Annotated in this window: 15 protein-coding genes; 7 read left to right on the plus strand and 8 right to left on the minus strand. The window is 70.1% G+C overall.

Annotated elements, in window-relative coordinates; genetic code table 11:
• The coding region (locus ABH928_RS26550) for a hypothetical protein (RefSeq protein WP_370071048.1) at positions 1–123 on the minus strand (123 nt) is incomplete at its 3' end.
• 175 nt (positions 124–298) lie between these two features.
• Between ABH928_RS26550 and ABH928_RS26555 the strand changes: the two genes are divergently transcribed.
• Both ABH928_RS26555 and ABH928_RS26560 read left to right on the plus strand, forming a co-directional pair.
• Positions 299–724 (plus strand): DUF6325 family protein, encoded by a 426-nt coding sequence (locus ABH928_RS26555; protein ID WP_370070859.1) that lies wholly within the window; start codon positions 299–301, stop codon positions 722–724.
• A gap of 5 nt (positions 725–729) precedes the next feature.
• The gene (locus tag ABH928_RS26560) at positions 730–993 is read left to right on the plus strand and encodes an SHOCT domain-containing protein (RefSeq protein WP_370070861.1); all 264 of its coding nucleotides are present in this window, start codon (positions 730–732) and stop codon (positions 991–993) included.
• Here the strand turns inward: ABH928_RS26560 and ABH928_RS26565 are convergent.
• From ABH928_RS26565 to hutH, 4 genes are all read right to left on the minus strand, one after another.
• Positions 986–1,945: a hypothetical protein gene (locus tag ABH928_RS26565; protein ID WP_370070863.1), complete on the minus strand. Its 960-nt coding sequence runs from the start codon at positions 1,943–1,945 to the stop codon at positions 986–988. The two genes, ABH928_RS26560 and ABH928_RS26565, sit on opposite strands and share 8 nt — an antisense overlap.
• A gap of 116 nt (positions 1,946–2,061) precedes the next feature.
• Positions 2,062–2,613, minus strand: a complete 552-nt coding sequence (locus ABH928_RS26570) for a hypothetical protein (RefSeq protein ID WP_370070865.1) — start codon at positions 2,611–2,613, stop codon at positions 2,062–2,064.
• 90 nt (positions 2,614–2,703) lie between these two features.
• A complete protein-coding gene (locus ABH928_RS26575; protein WP_370070867.1) occupies positions 2,704–3,729 on the minus strand; it encodes a MurR/RpiR family transcriptional regulator in 1,026 nt (341 codons plus the stop codon).
• Positions 3,730–3,891: 162 nt separating this feature from the next.
• Complete coding sequence (gene hutH / locus ABH928_RS26580; protein ID WP_370071050.1) at positions 3,892–5,472, minus strand: histidine ammonia-lyase; 1,581 nt, start codon at positions 5,470–5,472, stop codon at positions 3,892–3,894.
• A gap of 143 nt (positions 5,473–5,615) precedes the next feature.
• On the opposite strand from hutH, the gene fdhD reads away from it, so the two are divergent.
• Positions 5,616–6,434, plus strand: coding sequence for a formate dehydrogenase accessory sulfurtransferase FdhD (gene fdhD, locus ABH928_RS26585; RefSeq protein ID WP_370070869.1), 819 nt, complete (start codon positions 5,616–5,618; stop codon positions 6,432–6,434).
• A gap of 213 nt (positions 6,435–6,647) precedes the next feature.
• Here fdhD and ABH928_RS26590 read toward each other — a convergent pair whose 3' ends face one another.
• A complete protein-coding gene (locus ABH928_RS26590) occupies positions 6,648–8,378 on the minus strand; it encodes a diguanylate cyclase domain-containing protein (protein WP_370070871.1) in 1,731 nt (576 codons plus the stop codon).
• Between the two features lie 239 nt (positions 8,379–8,617).
• Here ABH928_RS26590 and ABH928_RS26595 point away from each other — a divergent pair, with 239 nt between their 5' ends.
• From ABH928_RS26595 to ABH928_RS26610, 4 genes are all read left to right on the plus strand, one after another.
• On the plus strand, positions 8,618–9,340 hold the full coding sequence (locus tag ABH928_RS26595; RefSeq protein ID WP_370070873.1) for a hypothetical protein: 723 nt from the start codon (positions 8,618–8,620) through the stop codon (positions 9,338–9,340).
• Positions 9,341–9,428: 88 nt separating this feature from the next.
• The gene (locus tag ABH928_RS26600; RefSeq protein WP_370070875.1) at positions 9,429–13,205 is read left to right on the plus strand and encodes a DUF6531 domain-containing protein; all 3,777 of its coding nucleotides are present in this window, start codon (positions 9,429–9,431) and stop codon (positions 13,203–13,205) included.
• Between the two features lie 53 nt (positions 13,206–13,258).
• Positions 13,259–13,561: a hypothetical protein gene (locus tag ABH928_RS26605; protein ID WP_370070877.1), complete on the plus strand. Its 303-nt coding sequence runs from the start codon at positions 13,259–13,261 to the stop codon at positions 13,559–13,561.
• A gap of 262 nt (positions 13,562–13,823) precedes the next feature.
• A complete protein-coding gene (locus ABH928_RS26610; protein ID WP_370070879.1) occupies positions 13,824–14,432 on the plus strand; it encodes a DUF4291 domain-containing protein in 609 nt (202 codons plus the stop codon).
• A 12-nt stretch (positions 14,433–14,444) separates the two neighbouring features.
• Here ABH928_RS26610 and ABH928_RS26615 read toward each other — a convergent pair whose 3' ends face one another.
• Together ABH928_RS26615 and ABH928_RS26620 are read right to left on the minus strand one after the other, a co-directional pair.
• Positions 14,445–15,572, minus strand: coding sequence for an adenylate/guanylate cyclase domain-containing protein (locus ABH928_RS26615; protein ID WP_370070881.1), 1,128 nt, complete (start codon positions 15,570–15,572; stop codon positions 14,445–14,447).
• A gap of 217 nt (positions 15,573–15,789) precedes the next feature.
• Complete coding sequence (locus ABH928_RS26620; protein WP_370070883.1) at positions 15,790–16,650, minus strand: biotin--[acetyl-CoA-carboxylase] ligase; 861 nt, start codon at positions 16,648–16,650, stop codon at positions 15,790–15,792.
• Positions 16,651–16,667 lie beyond the last annotated feature (17 nt).

The raw sequence follows: 16,667 nt of genomic DNA on the forward strand, positions 1-16,667 counted from the left end.
AACCTCCGGATCCAGATTGTTGTTCAACATCCGCAGGGCGGCCTCCTGCTGCCAACCCAAAGTGCTGAGCCCCGTACCACGTGCGGCACGGACCGTACGAGGGCCGCTCTGCTGCTGCGCCATGGGTTCGTCCTCCCTGGAGGTCGTGATCCTGAAGTCCTGGATGGATCCATTCAGATTTCTTGAGGATGAAGATAGCCGTTCATTCACCCCACCACCAGAGGGCGAGTGTCCGGTATGACCGGCTTGTCAAGCTTTGGCACCTATGCTGACACGGACCAACCGAGAGGAGTCCGACGTGGGCCCCGTGGAATTCCTGGTCCTCGCCTTCCCCGGCGAGCAGATCGGCCCGGACGTCATCGCCCCACTCGGCGCACTGCGGCGCGCGGGCGGGGTCCGGCTGATCGACTCGCTGGTGGTCACCAAGGCCGCGGACGGCACGATCAGCGTGTCCGAGCTGATCGACCACGAGCACCTGCGCGCGGCGCTACCGAAGTCGGGCGGCGCCGACCTGGTCCACCTGATGGGCGAGGAGGACGCCGCAGAGGCGGCGGAGCTGCTGGAACCAGGCTCCTGCGCGCTGCTGCTCCTCGTCGAACACGTCTGGGCTGCGGAGGCGGCCGACGCCTTCCGCGCCGCGAACGGCCGTGTGGCGGCCTCGGTCAGGATCCCGCCCGAGCATGTCGCCGAGGCGCGGCAGGCACTCGTGAAAGCACAGGGGTGAGCAGGATGTTCATGCGACCGACGCGGCCGGTCCGACCGACGGTGCTCCGCCCGGTGGGAGCCCCGCTGCTGCGCGGCACACTCGTCGGTGGTGCGGCCTACGCGGCGGGTAAATCCCGCGCCCGCACGCAGGCCGACCAGGCGGCCCGGGACCAGGTCGCGGGAACGGATGACGTGGCGTCAAAACTCGCCAGGCTGGGCGAGATGATCCAGCAGGGACTACTGACCCCGACGGAGTTCGCGGCAGCGAAAGCGAAGATTCTCAGCTAGCACGGGGACGCCGCCCTCTCCACCCTGCCCCCGCCAGCAGGCCACAGCCGGCCAGGGTGCCGAGCCCCCAGAGCACGGCCAGCGGCGCGAGCGAGCCCCGGGTGCCGACCGCCGGGCGGAAGGGTTGGTCCTCACCCCCCGGCAGGTAGACCATGGTCACCGACGAGCCGACCGGCCCGGGGCAGGCGCCGGTGGAGCGTATGTCGTCGTAGGAACCGTCCGGCTGAAGCACGGTGCACTGCAGGTACTGCGTGCCGTGGCTGCCGGTCTCAGTCGACTGCGAGTCGACGCTGCCGACGCCCTGCTGCCCCAGGACGAGCAGCCCCGCGTTGGATGCGCCCACGCCGGCCACCACGAAGCAGATCGCAGCGATCAGGTAGAGCCGTCCGATCTCCTTGCCGACCGGCGCGCGCCGATAGACCAGCCGGCGGACCACCAGGAACCATCCCATGATCAACCAGATCACACCGAACACAACGCCGATGCCGACGTCCAGCGCGGCTATGCCGCTGGTGAGCACGATTGCGAGGAGCGCGACGAGGACCCAGCCGAGCCACCAGCGCACGCCCGTGGCCGGCGTGGCGGTCATGAGGGCCTTCGCCTTCTGCACGGCCGCGCCGCCCGACGCGCCGCTCCTGCTGTGCAGCCCGCGCAGCTGGAGCGCCGCCTCGAGCTGGTCGGCGCTGCGCGAAGTGATCATCCGGCCCGCCTCACCGGCGCGGGCGATGTCCTGCACGGACGCGGCCTGCGGGTAGGCGTCGGTGAAGCAGATCAGCACACTGACAGCGAGGGAGCGCCCGTAGCGGCCCCCAGCCGCCAGATGCCGCAGCTTCTTCACCGCAAAGCCGGCGTGCTTCAGCTCCTGCTCGCGCTCCGGCGTCAGCTCCGGCAGATCGGCCTCGCGCCAGGCACGCGCGTCCGCCTCCGGGTCGATGTCACGGTCCTTCGCCACAGTGTCCCCCGTTCCCCGCGCCCGGCGGCCCGGGCGTCCAACTCAGGGACTCTAGTGCAGACCACCGACGACCGGCCGTCGTCGGTACGCGCCCTCAGCAGCCGCTCTTCCCGGGGCTACTTGACGGTGAAGTCAACCGCCCGGTTCTCGAGTCGCATGTACCCGCTGACCGCCTGACCGCGAGCGTTGAACACCCCGTACGCGGTGGTCGCATCCATGGACGCCTCCCAACGGCCCGCGTACGCAGCCTTACTGAACGAGATCCGAATGTTGAGGTGCGCGAAGTACGCCGGGTGCAGCACCTTCGGCTGGGAGTACCCGGAGAAGTAGTAGCCGTCGTTCGATCCCGCTGCGCTGCGCACCACATTCCACTTCCCGGTCACCGGATCCTGGACGCTCACGGTGACGCCACGGTAACCAGGTTGCCGGAGATCATCAGCGGCAAGGGACAGGGCGGACCCGAACGGGATCACGTTGTACGCGGAGCTCTCGCGGTACCAGATCGTCAGATCCACCGTCGTACCGCGCTCGACGGTCGCGGGCATCCCGTTGACATAGGTGTTCACCGTGCCGACGTACGCCGGGGTCGCAGCGTGCGCTGCCGGGATGGCAACCACCGTCAGGGCAGCCGCGAGCGCGCCGCCGAGGCCGGCTTGGATCTTCCTCATCAGGTCCCCTCCTGTATATCTGCCCAGGTCGGACTGCACCTGGCAGGCCGCAGCCTCACAGCACCCGCGACCTCAGGTCAAGTGACCGCCTCAGCCGAGGAAGAGGCCGCGGCCGGCGGCCTGTTGCTCGAAGAGCTCCAGGCGCTGCACCGAGTCGGGCAGTTCGTCGCACATGGCCTGGAGGAGGACCCGGCCCAGCATCATCGGCGCGCAGGCGGTGTCGAAGACCAGGCTCGACCCGACCGCCGCGGGCAGCAGCAGGTCGGAGAGGGAGGCGACCGGCGCGAACGCGCTGTCCGCGACCGTGACGACGGTCAGGCCCGCGGCCTTGGCCGTGGTCAGTGCCTCCATCAGCTCACGCGGGTGGCGCGGGAGCGCGAAGCAGATCAGTGCCGTGGCTCCGGCGACGCGGGCCTGTTCGATGCGGTCGAGCAGCATGCTGCCGCCCTCGTCGAGCAGCCGGACGTCCGGGTGGACCTTGGCGGCGAAGTACGCGAAGCCGTTCGCCTGCGCGGAAGCCGCACGCAGGCCGAGGACGACCAGCGGCCGGGAGGCGGCCAGGATCCTGGCCGCCTCCAGCACCGGCTCGGGGTCGGCCAGCACCGAGGCGAGGTGCTGCAGGTTGGCGATCTCGGTGAGCACCGCCTGCTGCTGCTCGTTGCGGACGACCTCGCCCTGCGTCTCGCGGGCGCCGCCGCCCGTCGCACCGGGCTTCTCGCCGGGCTCGGTCAGGCCGAGCTCACGCAGTTGGCGGCGGAGTGCCGGGTAACCGTCGAAACCGAGCGCGACGGCGAAGCGGGTGACCGAGGGCTGGCTGACACCGGCCAGCTCGGCCACCTCCACGCTGGAGAGGAACGGCGCCTCGGCGGCGTTCCTGACCAGGCAGTGGGCGATCCGGCGCTGGGTCGGGGTCAGCCGGTAGCCCTCGAACAGCCTGAGCAACCGGCTGGACGGACCACCGGACTGGACGCCCGCCACACCCGTCGCCTCCTCGGGTGCCTCGTCGAGCTTCTCGTCCGGCTTCTCGTCGGGCTTCTCATCCGGATCCGCGTCCGGATTCGCGTCCGGTCCGCGGCCCGGCAGGGTCTCGGCCGCCTGAGACGGTGTCACGCTCATATGGGGCCTCCAGCAACCGACCGGGATTCAGTAGGTGCCGACTCTGCATGAACGCATGCAGAGTCGGCAAGTACCTTCTCGCCTGGTGAGCGAGGGGTACCAAGGGGTGCGAACAGGTCCGATCGAAAGCAGTCGGTGTTGATCAACATCGACCGCGAGCGGTCAGGCCAGCGGGCCGGTGACCTGCTCGACAGCCGCGACCAACCCGCCGCTACGGACGAACTGGTACGCCGCCTCCAGGTCGGGAGCCAGGAACCGGTCCGAGCCCGGACCGCCGACGCCCGCCTCGCGCGCCGCCGCGATCGCAGCGGCCGAGGCCGGCGCCAGCGGGCTCTCGCCCTCACCGGTGTGGCTGTAGGTGCGGATCTCCAGGGCACGGGCCGAGGCGACCAGCTCGACGGCGAGCACGCGGGCCAGGTTGTCCACGGACTGGCGGAGCTTGCGCGCGGCGGACCAGCCCATGGAGACGTGGTCCTCCTGCATCGCCGAGGACGGGATGGAGTCCACCGAGGCCGGGACGGCCAGCCGCTTGTTCTCGCTGACCAGGGCGGCCTGGGTGTACTGGGCGATCATCAGGCCGGAGTCGACGCCCGGGTCGTCGGCCAGGAACGGCGGCAGACCGTGCGAGCGGTTCTTGTCGAGCAGCCGGTCGGTGCGGCGCTCGGCGATCGAGCCGAGGTCGGCCGCGGCGACGGCCAGGAAGTCCAACACGTAGGCGACAGGCGCCCCGTGGAAGTTGCCGTTGGACTCGACGCGGCCGTCGGGCAGCACCACCGGGTTGTCGACGGCGGCGGCCAGCTCGCGGTCGGCGACCAGCTGGGCGTGGGTGAGCGTGTCCCGGCCCGCGCCCGCGACCTGCGGCGCACAGCGGATCGAGTACGCGTCCTGGACGCGCGGCGCGTCGTCCTGGTGGTGGCCGGTCAGGCGGGAGCCCTGCAGCACCTTGGCCATGTTGGCGGCGGAGGCGGCCTGGCCCGGGTGCGGGCGGATGGCGTGCAGCTCCGGCTGGAGCACCTTGTCGGTGCCCAGCAGCGCCTCCAGGGACATGGCGGCGGTGATGTCGGCGACGGTGAAGAGACGGCCGAGGTCGGCGATCGCCATCACCAGCATGCCGAGCATGCCGTCGGTGCCGTTGATGAGGGCCAGGCCCTCCTTCTCGGCCAGCTCGATCGGCGTGATGCCGGCCTCGGCCAGCAGCTCGCCCGCGTCGCGGACCGCGCCGTCGGGGCCGTAGGCGAGGCCCTCGCCCATCAGCGTCAGCGCGCAGTGCGAGAGCGGGGCCAGGTCGCCGGAGCAGCCGAGCGAGCCGAACTCGTGGACCACGGGTGTGATCTGGGCGTTGAGCAGGGCGGCCATCGTCTCGGCGACGACCGGACGGACGCCGGTGCGGCCGGAGGCCAGCGTCTTCAGGCGCAGCAGCATCAGCGCGCGGGTGACCTCGCGCTCGACCTGCGGTCCCATGCCCGCCGCGTGCGAGCGGACCAGCGAGCGCTGCAGCTGGGCGCGCAGCTCGGGGCTGATGTGCCGGACGGCGAGGGCGCCGAAACCGGTGGAGACCCCGTAGACCGGGCGCGGCTCGGCGGCCAGCGCGTCGATCCGGGCCCGCGAGGCGGCCATCTCGGCCACCGCGTCGGCGGAGAGCTCGATGCGGGCGTTGCCGCGGGCGACGGCGATCACGTCGTCCGGGCCGACGTTGGCCTTGCCGATGACGACCACGTTGCCGGCACTGTCGACGTTCTGCATATCCATATGCGAAATCACACCATGTGAATGACGCCATGACAACCGGGCCCGGAAGACGGTGCGGCAACGACCTCGATCAGGCCCTCACAGCAGCCGGGTACGGTGGAGCCGACAGTGCCGATCGAGCGACCGGAGGGTCCGCAATGGGCCGGGTGATCGAACGCCGCCGCGTGGTCCGTCTGCGCGACGGACGCCGTGACGCGCGCCCCGACGCGTTGGCCGCGGAGGAGCCGCTGGAGATCCGCGTGGGCGGTCGCTCGCTGGCGATCACCATGCGCACCCCGGGCGACGACTTCGACCTGGTCGCCGGCTACCTCGTCGCCGAGGGCGTGGTCGCCTCCGGCGAGGACCTGCCGACGCTGCGCTACTGCGCGGGCACCAACGCGGAGGGTGAGAACACCTACAACGTTGTCGACGCGCGCGTCGCGGACCCGGCGGCCGTCCCCGTCTCCGCGTACCGGCAGTTGCTCACGACCAGCGCGTGCGGCCTCTGCGGCGCGGAGACGGTCGACGCGGTCCAGAAGCGCCTGCGGTACGACCTGGCGACGGACGACCTGAAGCTCACCTCCGACCTGCTCTACTCCTTCCCGGACGCGCTCCGCACCGGCCAGCGCGCATTCGCCACGACGGGCGGCGTCCACGCCGCCGGGCTGTTCACGGCTGAGGGCCGCCTGCTGTGCGTCCGCGAGGACGTGGGCCGCCACAACGCGGTCGACAAGGTCATCGGCTGGGCCCTGCGGGAAGGCCTGCTGCCGCTGCACCGGCACGCGTTGATGGTCAGCGGACGCGCGTCCTTCGAACTGGTCCAGAAGGCGGCGATGGCGGGCATCCCCCTGCTCGCCGCGGTGTCCGCGCCCAGCGCGCTGGCCGTCGACCTCGCGACGGAGACGGGCATGACGCTCGTCGGCTTCCTCCGCGACCGCAGCGCGAACATCTACGCGGGCGCGGACCGGATCGCCTGACGGGTCGTTGCACTCACCCCGGGGGCGCGGGGATTCTGCAGGCGATGAGCCATGCACCCAGGGGCGCGGGGAACTGCGCGAGACACCACCCTGTGCGGACGGCCCGGTGCGCTCGGCCTGCCAGCTCCCTGGAGGCTGGTCGCGCAGTTCCCCGCGCCACTGGGTGCTGCAACTACCTCACTTGCCCAACCTTGATCCTCACATAGTGCGACTTCACGGCGCGCTGACCGGCCCCGAGATCGCCACAGCAACCAACGCCCGCAGCGTCGGGCCGACGCCCGTCAGAGACAACGTCGTCTCGTCCGCGAAGAGTTCGAGCATCCAGCCGCCCGCAGGGTTGGTCCCACCCGCCGCGGCCATCGCGCGGTACCCGCCGACGACCAGGACCGCCTCCTCCGCCGGGTCGTTGCCGGGGACGCCCGTGCGCATGCCGAAGCTGCCACCCCGGATCGCCTGGGCTGTGAGCGGATACGCGCCGAGGTCGAAGACCGCGTCCGGCGCCTCGTTCATCGCGCGCTGCACCTGGGCGCGCGTACTGCCGGGGCCGCGGGTCATCCTGCGGATGCCGTAGCGGACCGTGTGCATCTGCGTCGCGCCGGGTGGCACGTAGGAGACCCACCAGGCGACCGCGTCCAGCAGTTGCGCAGCCGTCTCCGCGACGGCCTCCAGGCGGGTGACCGTGTCGGCGGGATGGGGATGCTCGTCCAGCACCGCGAGCGCCGCGGAAAGGAGTTGGCCCGGGTCCGCGGTGTGCCGCGCACCGCGGAAGCGGCGGCGCTCGGTGCGGCGGTTGCCGCTGGGGCGGGCACCGCTGTCGGCGAGGCTCATCGTCGGGTCGGGAAGGCTGCCGCGTCCGGCGACGACGGGCTGCGCCGCCGGGCCCGACTTGGCCCGGTACTGCGCGGCGTCGGCCAGCCGGAAGAGGCGGTCGGCGGTGGTGACCGGGCCGATCGGGTCGCCGGTCGAGGCCACTCCGCAGGCCACGCCCTCGCCCTGATCGAGCGTCAGCGCCTGCGCGCACAGCTCCTCGGCGACGCGGACCACCTCGTCCGCGGTGGGACCGGCGGCGACCAGGCAGAACTCGTCGCCACCGAGCCGTCCGGCGACCGAGCCCGGCAGCATCGCCCCGCACAGCGACAGCTGGTTGGCGAACCGTTCCAGCAGGCGGTCGCCGAACTCGTGCCCCTTGTCGTCGTTGACCCGCTTGAGACCGTTGACGTCGCAGACGACCAGGGAGACGACGGTGCCGTCGGCGCGGTGCTCCTCCAGCGCCTCGTCCAGACGCGTGTCGACCGCGCGGCGGTTGGCCAGGCCGGTCAGCGGGTCGGTGAAGGCGAGGCGGCGGACCTCCTCCAACCGCTCGCTCTGCGCCAGCCCGGCGGAGATCTGCGCGGCCAGCACGGTGCCGTAGGCGGCCTCGTCGGCGTCGAAGACCGGCTTGCCCTCGATCCGGGCGAGGTAGAGCTCACCCCAGGCCCGGCCACCCAGGACGATCGGCGCGACCAGGCAGCAGGCGCGGCCCCGGCGGCGCAGGGACGCGGCCCTGGCGCGGCAGTCGGGGCCGTTGGCGACGCCGCCGTCGGCGCTCTGCACCCACGCGCGCGGCAGGCCGTCGGGGGCGAAGTCCTCGCCGAGCCCGCGCTCGGCGAGGTTGCGGGCGATCTCGGGGTACTCGCCGAGCGGGTAGGACTCGTTCTCTGGCAACTGCTCCTCGCCGGGCGCGAGCAGACCGTCGTTGACCAGCACCCGCAGCTCGCCGCGCTCCCGCTCCCAGACCGAGATCGCGGCGAAGTCCGCGTCGATCGCCGCCCGGGCCCGGCCCGCCCCGAGCTGCGCGGCGTGCCGCGCGTCCGGCGCTCCGGCCATGGCCTGCGCCAGCCCGACCACCGCACGCAGGCGCTGATCGGCCAGGGGCGACGCAGGGGCTTCTTCACTGGCCTGCACGGTGCTTGCTCCTCGCGGTCACTCGCGGACACGGTCTGCTCGGCCGGCCGACGCTGATCACCTCGCATACAGCGTACGGATAAAACTGACATATCCCATGCAAGCACCACAGGCAGCGCAGAGTCATCCGGCTGTCGAATTCTCCCCGCCCCGGCTGACAGACCCGGCTGCTACCGTGGCGAAAAGCCGACGCTGCTCCGGCCGGGTCATGGGGGACCCGACGATCAGGGGGGAACCGCATGGCCATCGAACTGCCCGGGGAGGTCGTCTCCTTCCTCCAGTTCATCGGGGTGAACTGGCCGCAGGTCAACGAGGACAAAGTTCGCGAATTCGCGTCCCACGTCCGCGAGTTCGCGCAGAACATCGACGACACGCACCAGCAGGCCACGTCCACGATCAAGTCCATGGGCCAGCACTACCAGGCGAATTCGTACGAGCTCCTGGTCTCCAAGTGGGCCCACCTGTCCCAGAGTCACATGTCCGACCTGCTCGACGCCTGCAACGTCCTGGCCACCGCGCTGGACGCGGGCGCGGACTACATCGTCGGCATGAAGATGGACTGCATCGGCGAACTGATCGGGCTCGCCGCGAGCTTCGTCGCCGACCAGGCCGCCGCCGTGGCCACCCTCGGCCTCGCCGAGGCGGCGGAGGGGCTGATCGTCGAGGCGGCGGAGCAGGCCGTCGACTACCTGGAGCAGCAGCTGGTCCAGTACATCATCGGCGAGATCGTCCAGGCCGCGCTGACGCCGCTGCTCGGTGTGATCGAGAAGGCCGTCGCGGGCATGACCTACTCCGCCCTGGAGGACATGCTCGGCGTCTCCGGCTCCGGCGCGGGCGACGGCTTCATGATCCACCCGGAGAACCTCAGCTCCCACGCCCAGATGTTCGCCGTCCACGCCGACGCGGTCCAGACCCACGCCCAGAACCTCTCGGGGAAGCTCCAGGGCATGAGCTTCGAGTAGTCCGAGCAGTTCACGTAAGTCGAGCAGTTCACGTAGGCCGAGCAGTTCACGTAGGCCGAACGGAAGCACCGGACAAGGGCACGGGGGAATGGGCAACCAGATCGCCGACGAGGTCGGCAAGACCGCGGAGAAGGCCGGGGAGGCGCTCTCCAAGGACTTCAGCGAGGCCTACCAGAACATCCTCAAGGACACCGAGAAGAAGTCCAAGCAGATCGCTGAGGGCGCTGCCCAGGACGAGAAGAACACCGCCGAGGACATCGCCAAGTCAGGCGAGAAGCCCGGCGCCGCTGCCCCGCCGGACCCGCACACGGGCGCGGGCGGCGGAGACGGCTCCGGAACCGGTGGCGCCGGCACGCACCCCGACGAAGGCGGCAGCCCCGGCAACGAGGGCGCGCCGTCGGAGGAGGGTGGCGCTCCGGGAAGCCCCGGCCGCGAGCAGGTCCAGGACCCCGAGGAAGCCGGACGCGGCGACGACGCCGTCTGCGGTGCCGGTGAGCCCGTCGACATTGCCACGGGCCGGATGTTCATCGACCAGGTCGATGCCTCCCTGCCCGGATCGCTGCCGCTGCTCTTCACCCGCAATTTCGAGTCCGGCTACCGGGCCGGGCGCTGGATGGGCCGCCGCTGGGTCTGCACCTTCGACGAGCGCCTGGAGATCGACGCCGAGGGCGTCGTCCACATCCGCGCCGACCGCGTCACCCAGGCCTACCCGCACCCCGAGCCTGGCGACCCGGTCTTCGCCTCCGCCGGCGACCGCCACCTGCTGGGCGTCGACGCCCGGGGCCGCGCCTACACCGTCACCGAACCGAGCACAGGCCTGGTCCGCGAGTTCACCGTCCAACCCGACGGCGTGACCGCCCTGTTGACCCGAGTCCACGACCGCTCCGGCCGCCACTACGACCTGGAGTACGACGGAGTCGGCACCCCGTTGGCCATCCAGCACTCCGGCGGCTACCGGCTGTTGGTCACCACAGAGTCCGGCCGGATCACCTCCCTGCTGCTGGCCGGAGCTGCCCCGGACGGCGGCGACCAGGAGCTGCTGCGCTACGCCTACGGCGAGGACGGCAACCTGACGGAGGTGTACAACTCCTCCGGCCTGCCGATGCGCTTCACCTATGACGCCTGGGACCGCGTCACCTCCTGGACCGACCGCAACAACAGCCGGTACTGGTACGTCTACGACAACCGGGGACGCGTCGTCGACGAAGGGGGCGAGGACGGTTCGCTCCGCTTCACCTTCCGCTACGGAGACCGGGACGAGGCAACAGGCCTCCGCATCCACAGCGAGACCAACGCCCTGGGCCACACGACGCACCACCACATCAACGACCGCCACCAAGTCGTCGCGATCGTCGACCCGTTGGGCAACACCACCCACTACGAGCGCGACCAGTTCAACCGCCTGCTCAGCGAGACCGACCCCCTCGACCGCACCACCCGCTACACGTACGACGGTGCGGGGGACCTCGTCGCGGTCATCCGCCCGGACGGCGAGCGCACCAGCGCCGAATATGACGGCGAGATCAGCCTGCCGACCCGGACTGTCGAGCCGGGCGGGTCAGTGTGGCTGCAAACCTTTGACGCAGCCGGCTGCCGCACCTCAGTGACAGATCCGCTCGGCGCGGTCACCGCCTACACGTACGACGAGCGCGGGCATCTGTCCGGCATCAGCCACCCGACCGGGGCATCCAGCCGTATTCGCAGCGACAGGGCCGGGCTCCCCGTCGAGGTGACTACTCACACCGGTGAAACGACTCACTACACACGCGATGCCTTCGGCCGCGTATGCCTGATCACTGACAGCAGGGGCAACACCACTCGGCAGGAGTGGACAGTCGAGGGCAATCTGACGCGGCGTACCGCGCAGGACGGCACCACTCAGCTCTGGACCTATGACGCAGAGGGCAACTGCCTGAGCAACACCGACGAGTCCGGCGCCACTACCCGATCCGAGTACACGCACTTCGAGACCCTGGCTGCCCGGGTCGACGCCGACGGCGGCCGCATCAGTTTCCAGCACGACGCCCACATGCAGCTCGTCTCGCTCACCGACGCACTCGGACGAACGTGGAGCTACACGTACGACACCGCTGGTCGACTGATCGCGGAGCGGGACTACGAGGAACGTGAGACGCGGTACCTTCTCGACGCAGCCGGACAGATCAGCGTTCGCACAGATCCGATGGGCCGACGAACGGAGTTCTCGTACGACCAACTCGGTCGCCTGACCAGCAAGGTACACGGCGGAGGGCGCACCGACTTCGCCTACGACCGAGCTGGAAACGTCGTACGAGCGACAAACCCCGAGGCGGACATCCACAGGACTGTCGACGCGCTGGGCAACGTGCTGAGCGAAACAGTGAACGGCCGCACGCTCAGCAGCTCAAGGGACTCGCTGGGCCGACGGCTCACACGTAGGACGCCGGGAGGTCACACCAGCACCTGGACGTACGGAGCGACGGGACTCCCCTCAAGTCTCGCGACGCCGAACGGCCAACTCGACTTCTCCTTCGATCCTCGAGGGTCGGAAGTGCTCCGCGTGATCAATGGCCAGTTGAGCCTGGCCAGTTCCTGCGACGAATCAGGGCGGCTCACTGAACAGACCGCGACCGCCTGGCACGGCCAGGGCGAGCCGTCCGTCCTCCAAGCGCGCCGCTTCCGCTATCGCGCCGATGGTGGACTCGTCGCCATATCGGATCTTCTCTTCGGAGAGCAGTCGTTCGAACTGGACCGAGGCGGACGGGTCACCGCCTCACATTCCGACCAGCGCACCGAGAACTGCAGCTACGACGCCAACGGCACTCTTCTGGCCGAGCAGGTCGGCTATCAGTACGACTCGTGCGGTCGTGTTGTACGCCGTGAGATCGCGACGCCTGACAACCGCACGGCCGATGTCTGGGGCTACACCTGGAACGAGGCCGACCAACTGACGGACGTCGAGACTCCGGACGGGAGCCGTTGGCACTACCGCTACGACGCTTTCGGGCGTCGGCTGAGCAAGGAACGCATCGCGTCGGGCGGCGTGGGTCCCGTTGAGGTCACCGAGTTCACCTGGGACTCGTCGACCCTCGTCGAACAGATCACAAGGGCAGCGCATCTACCAGGACCGTACACCCTGACCTGGGACCACCTCGGACATCACCCGCTGACGCAAACCGAGGACATCTCGGTCAATGGCAACACGGAGAAGCGCTTCTTCGCTGTGATGACCGACCTCGTCGGCACACCGACAGAACTCTTCGACGTCGTCAATGGAAAGATTGCCTGGCGGTCGTCGTCGTTCCTGTGGGGACGCACGACGTGGCCCACCAACGCCAGCACATACACCCCGCTCCGCTTTCCCGGCCAGTACTTCGACCCTGAATCCCGCCTCCACTACAACTACCACCGCTACTACGACCCCGAGGCCGGAAGGTATCTCTCGCTGGACCCGCTGGGCCTTCGACCGGGCCCCGATCCCTACGCGTACGTACCCAATCCCCACATCTGGCTTGACCGGCTCGGCCTCTCGCCGCACCCGTCAAAGCCTGCTTTCGTAGCGTCTGCAGACGGAGTCGTGGTCCCGACAAGCGCAGCAGAGTTCGAGCAGGGTCTTCAGGAAGCCGTCAATTCCGGCGAGCCAGGATTCGGCACGTTCGCCACGAAGTCGGCGGGTACCGGCTACGAACTCCCTGACGGTTCTCGGGTTCGCATCATGCAACCACAGGCCAACGGCGCCGGCCTCCGCGCGTCTTTCACCAATGGGAGCGATGCACCCATCAGCCCCTTCACCGGCAAAGCGGTCCAACCGCCGAAGCAGCTCCCACCAAACACGTCGTCGAAGCAGTATGTTCGATCCCGGACCCACGTAGAACTGGAACCGTAGTGGACCCCATCCTCGACGACGCGTCAGCGCTTCTGCCTCTCACAGTCACCACGGTGGCACCCGATCAGGACGGCGTGCTGGTGGGCGGGAGCAACTGGCACTACCGCATCAACACCGAATGGCATATTGGCGGCCAAAGTTCAGGAATCCAGGAGCTGGCGTCCCTCATCGGCCGCCGAGTGACTGATCTCGCCCTGGAGACGCATGGAGAGTACCGGGACCTGCGCCTGACCTTCGACGACAGCCGTTCGCTCACCGCCGTGAGCGACTTCCCCTATGGGGAGTGGATCTTCTCGATCACAGCGCCGAGTGACCCTCAGGGGCTGCCTGTCTTCGACCTCTCCGGCCCTTGCTGAGAAGTCGGGAGCAAGCGCGCCTCTCCGTGTCCGTGCTGCTCAACTGCAAGCCGTCAAAGGGCAGTTGATCGGTGAGGATCCGAATCACCGAGGCGGGCGAGGAAGACGGGCGTCGGACTCGGGTGACCTTCTCCTGTGCGCTGGGCATGGGGCACGGCCGGTGGCGGTCACCGGACGGGCCACTACCCGGCGAGCAGCACGTGGAGCTCGATTTCCCATAACGCTTCGACATGGGCGCAGCCGGAATGCTTCGCTTCTCGTCATGGAACCCGTACGACCCCAACGACAGATCCGAGCCGCCCATGACGACGACACCCTGACGGTCTATCAGGCCTATCCGCCCGCCATCGCCGACGCCGCGCTCGCCGCCGGGACGTTCGTCGCTCCGTTCAAGCGGGAGCGGATGACGTGGATCAAGCCGTCCTTCCGCTGGATGATGTACCGCTCCGGCTGGGGCACGAAGCCGGACCAGGAGCGGGTGTTGGCAGTCCGCATCAGCCGGGACGGGTTCGCGTGGGCGCTGGCGCACGCGTGCCTGAGCCACTACGACCGCGACCTGCACAGCTCCGCCGATGCGTGGAAGGAGCAGCTCCGCGCCAGCCCGGTACGGATCCAGTGGGACCCCGAACGCTCGACGAACCAGCAGGAACTCCCCCACCGCGCGATCCAGATGGGCCTGACCGGCGAGGCGGTCCACCGCTACGTCGACGAGTGGATCATCGGCATCACGGACGTCACCGACCTGGCCCACGAGACCCACGCCCTGGTCCGCGCGGGCGAGACGACAAAGGCGAACGCCCTCATCCCCGCCGAGCCCCCGTACCCGCTCTCCGAACTGCTCCGCGCCCGCATCGGCGCCGACAAGAGCTGAACTGCGGAAACCTCACGCCCCCGACGCGCGCCGGGTGAGCAGCCAGGGCTCGACCAGACCGAGACCACGGACCGGCCTGCGCCACATCGGCTGGAGCGCGAAGCGGTACTCCGCGTCCGGCAGCGGCGGCTGCACCGGCTCCGGGAGCGGGGAGACGCCGACCGAGGAGATCTCCTGGAGCGCGTCCGTGCCGGACGGCTCCGCCTGCGCGACCGCGCCCTCGCGCTGAAGGGCCCGGGCCAGTTCCTCGTCGCACAGGACGGCGTCCTTGGGTGCGATGGAAGTGAGCCGGGACGCCAGGTTGACCGTGGTGCCGAAGACGTCGCCCATGCGGGTGGTGACCGCGCCGAAGGCCATGCCGACCCGCAGCGCCGGCATGGAGTCGTCCTTGCCGAGCATCTCCACCAGCGCCAGGGCGATGTCCGCCGCCGTCGCGGCCTCGTCGGCGACGAAGAGGATCTCGTCGCCGAGGGTCTTCACCAGACGCCCGCCCCGGCCCGCGACCAGGTCGGCGCAGGTCGACTCGAAGTTCTCGACGAGCTCGCCGAGCTCCTCGTCCTCCAGCCGCCGCGACAGCCGGGTGAAGCCGACCAGGTCCGCGAAGCCGACCGCGAGGCGGCCGCTCTGCATCTCCTCGTCGTTCTCCGCCTGGACCACCCGCCCGGTCACCGCGGCCAGCTGACGCCGCCACACGTAGATCAGGAACTGCTCCAGCTCCGGCAGCAGCAGCTCGACCAGCGGGTAGGCGATCTCCGCGCGCGTCAGGCCCGGCTCGGACGCCGTGGTCAGGTGTTCCAAGAAGGTGTCGATCTGCCACTCGGCGAGGCGCGCCGTGGTCTGGCCCGTGGAGCGGGCGACCTGGATCGCCATCTGCTCGCTCAGCAGCCCGGCCTCGACCAGGCCGGCGAGCCGCCGCAGCGCGATCACGTCGGACTCGGTCAGCGCCCGGGACTGGCCGATGTCGGCGAAGCCCATCGCCCGCCAGAACCGCGAGGCCAGCTCCATCGAGACGCCGGCCGCCCGAGCGGCCTGGTACGGGGTGTACTGCCGCTCGGAGTCCAGGATCAGCTGCTCCAACTGCAGCGCCACCGAATCACGGTGTTGCTGCTCGCCGTGATCCTCCCGCTCCCGGTCGTCCACCTGTCCGTCCCGTCCGTCCTCGCCACCCGCCCGTGCCGACCTACCACAGCCGACGTGCGACAGGCGTGTCCTTGCTCACACCTCGCCCAGTGATACTCGCACGGAATCCGTCATTCCGGGGCATCCGCCCCGGTGGACGCCGTGCACGGCGGGCCCGCCGGCCACATGTCGACCCGCCGTACGCCCCGTGCTCAGGCCCCGCGCTCAGGCCCGGTGCTCAGGCCCCGCGCACGTGGATCACGTCGCCCGCGCTGACGGCGTGCTCCGCGCCGCTCGGCTCGCGCAGCACCAACCGGCCCAGGTCGTCCACGTCGACCGCCTCGCCCACGATCTGCTTGTCGCCCGGCAGCAGCACCCGCACATGCTTGCCGATAGTGGCGCACTGGCTCAGGTAGGCCTCGCGCAGCCGCGTCGCCGACGGGTCGCCGCCGTCCGCGCACCACTCCTCGTACAGCTCGGAGAAGGTGCGCAGCACCTCGCGCAGCAGGATCTCCCGGTCCGTCACCTTCGCTCCGGCCAGCGCCAGCGAGGCAGCGGTCGGGACCGGCAGCTCCGCCTCCCGCAGGGTGACGTTGACGCCGATACCGACGATCACCGCGCGGCCCTCGTCGGCCAGTTCGACCAGGATGCCGCCCGTCTTCCGCTCCTCGCGATGGCCCTGCGGGCCGATCGGGACCAGCAGGTCGTTGGGCCACTTGAGACGCACCTCGCACTCCGCCGCGCGGCTCAGCGCGGTCGACGCGGAGACGCCCACCAGCAGCGGCAGCCAGCTCCAGTTGTCGCGCGGCACGCCCGCGTCACCCGGACGGAGCAGCATCGACAGGAAGATCCCGGACCGGGCCGGGGCCGACCAGCGCCTGTCGAGCCGGCCCTTGCCGTGCGTCTGCTGCTCGGCCACCAGCACCGCGCCCTCCGGCGTGCCGCGCGCGGCGAGCTCGGCCAGGTCGGTGTTGGTGGAGCCCGTCTCGTTCACCACCACCAGGCTGTTCCAGAGCGCGCCGAGCCGTCCCGGATCACGGTTCAGCTGGGTGGCGCGCAGCGGCGGGCGCTCAAGATCGTTCCACGGGGATTCGGTCACGGCTCCAGCGTATGACC

It is taken from the genome of Streptacidiphilus sp. MAP5-3 (genome assembly GCF_041262505.1).
Classification (GTDB): Bacteria; Actinomycetota; Actinomycetes; order Streptomycetales; family Streptomycetaceae; genus Streptacidiphilus.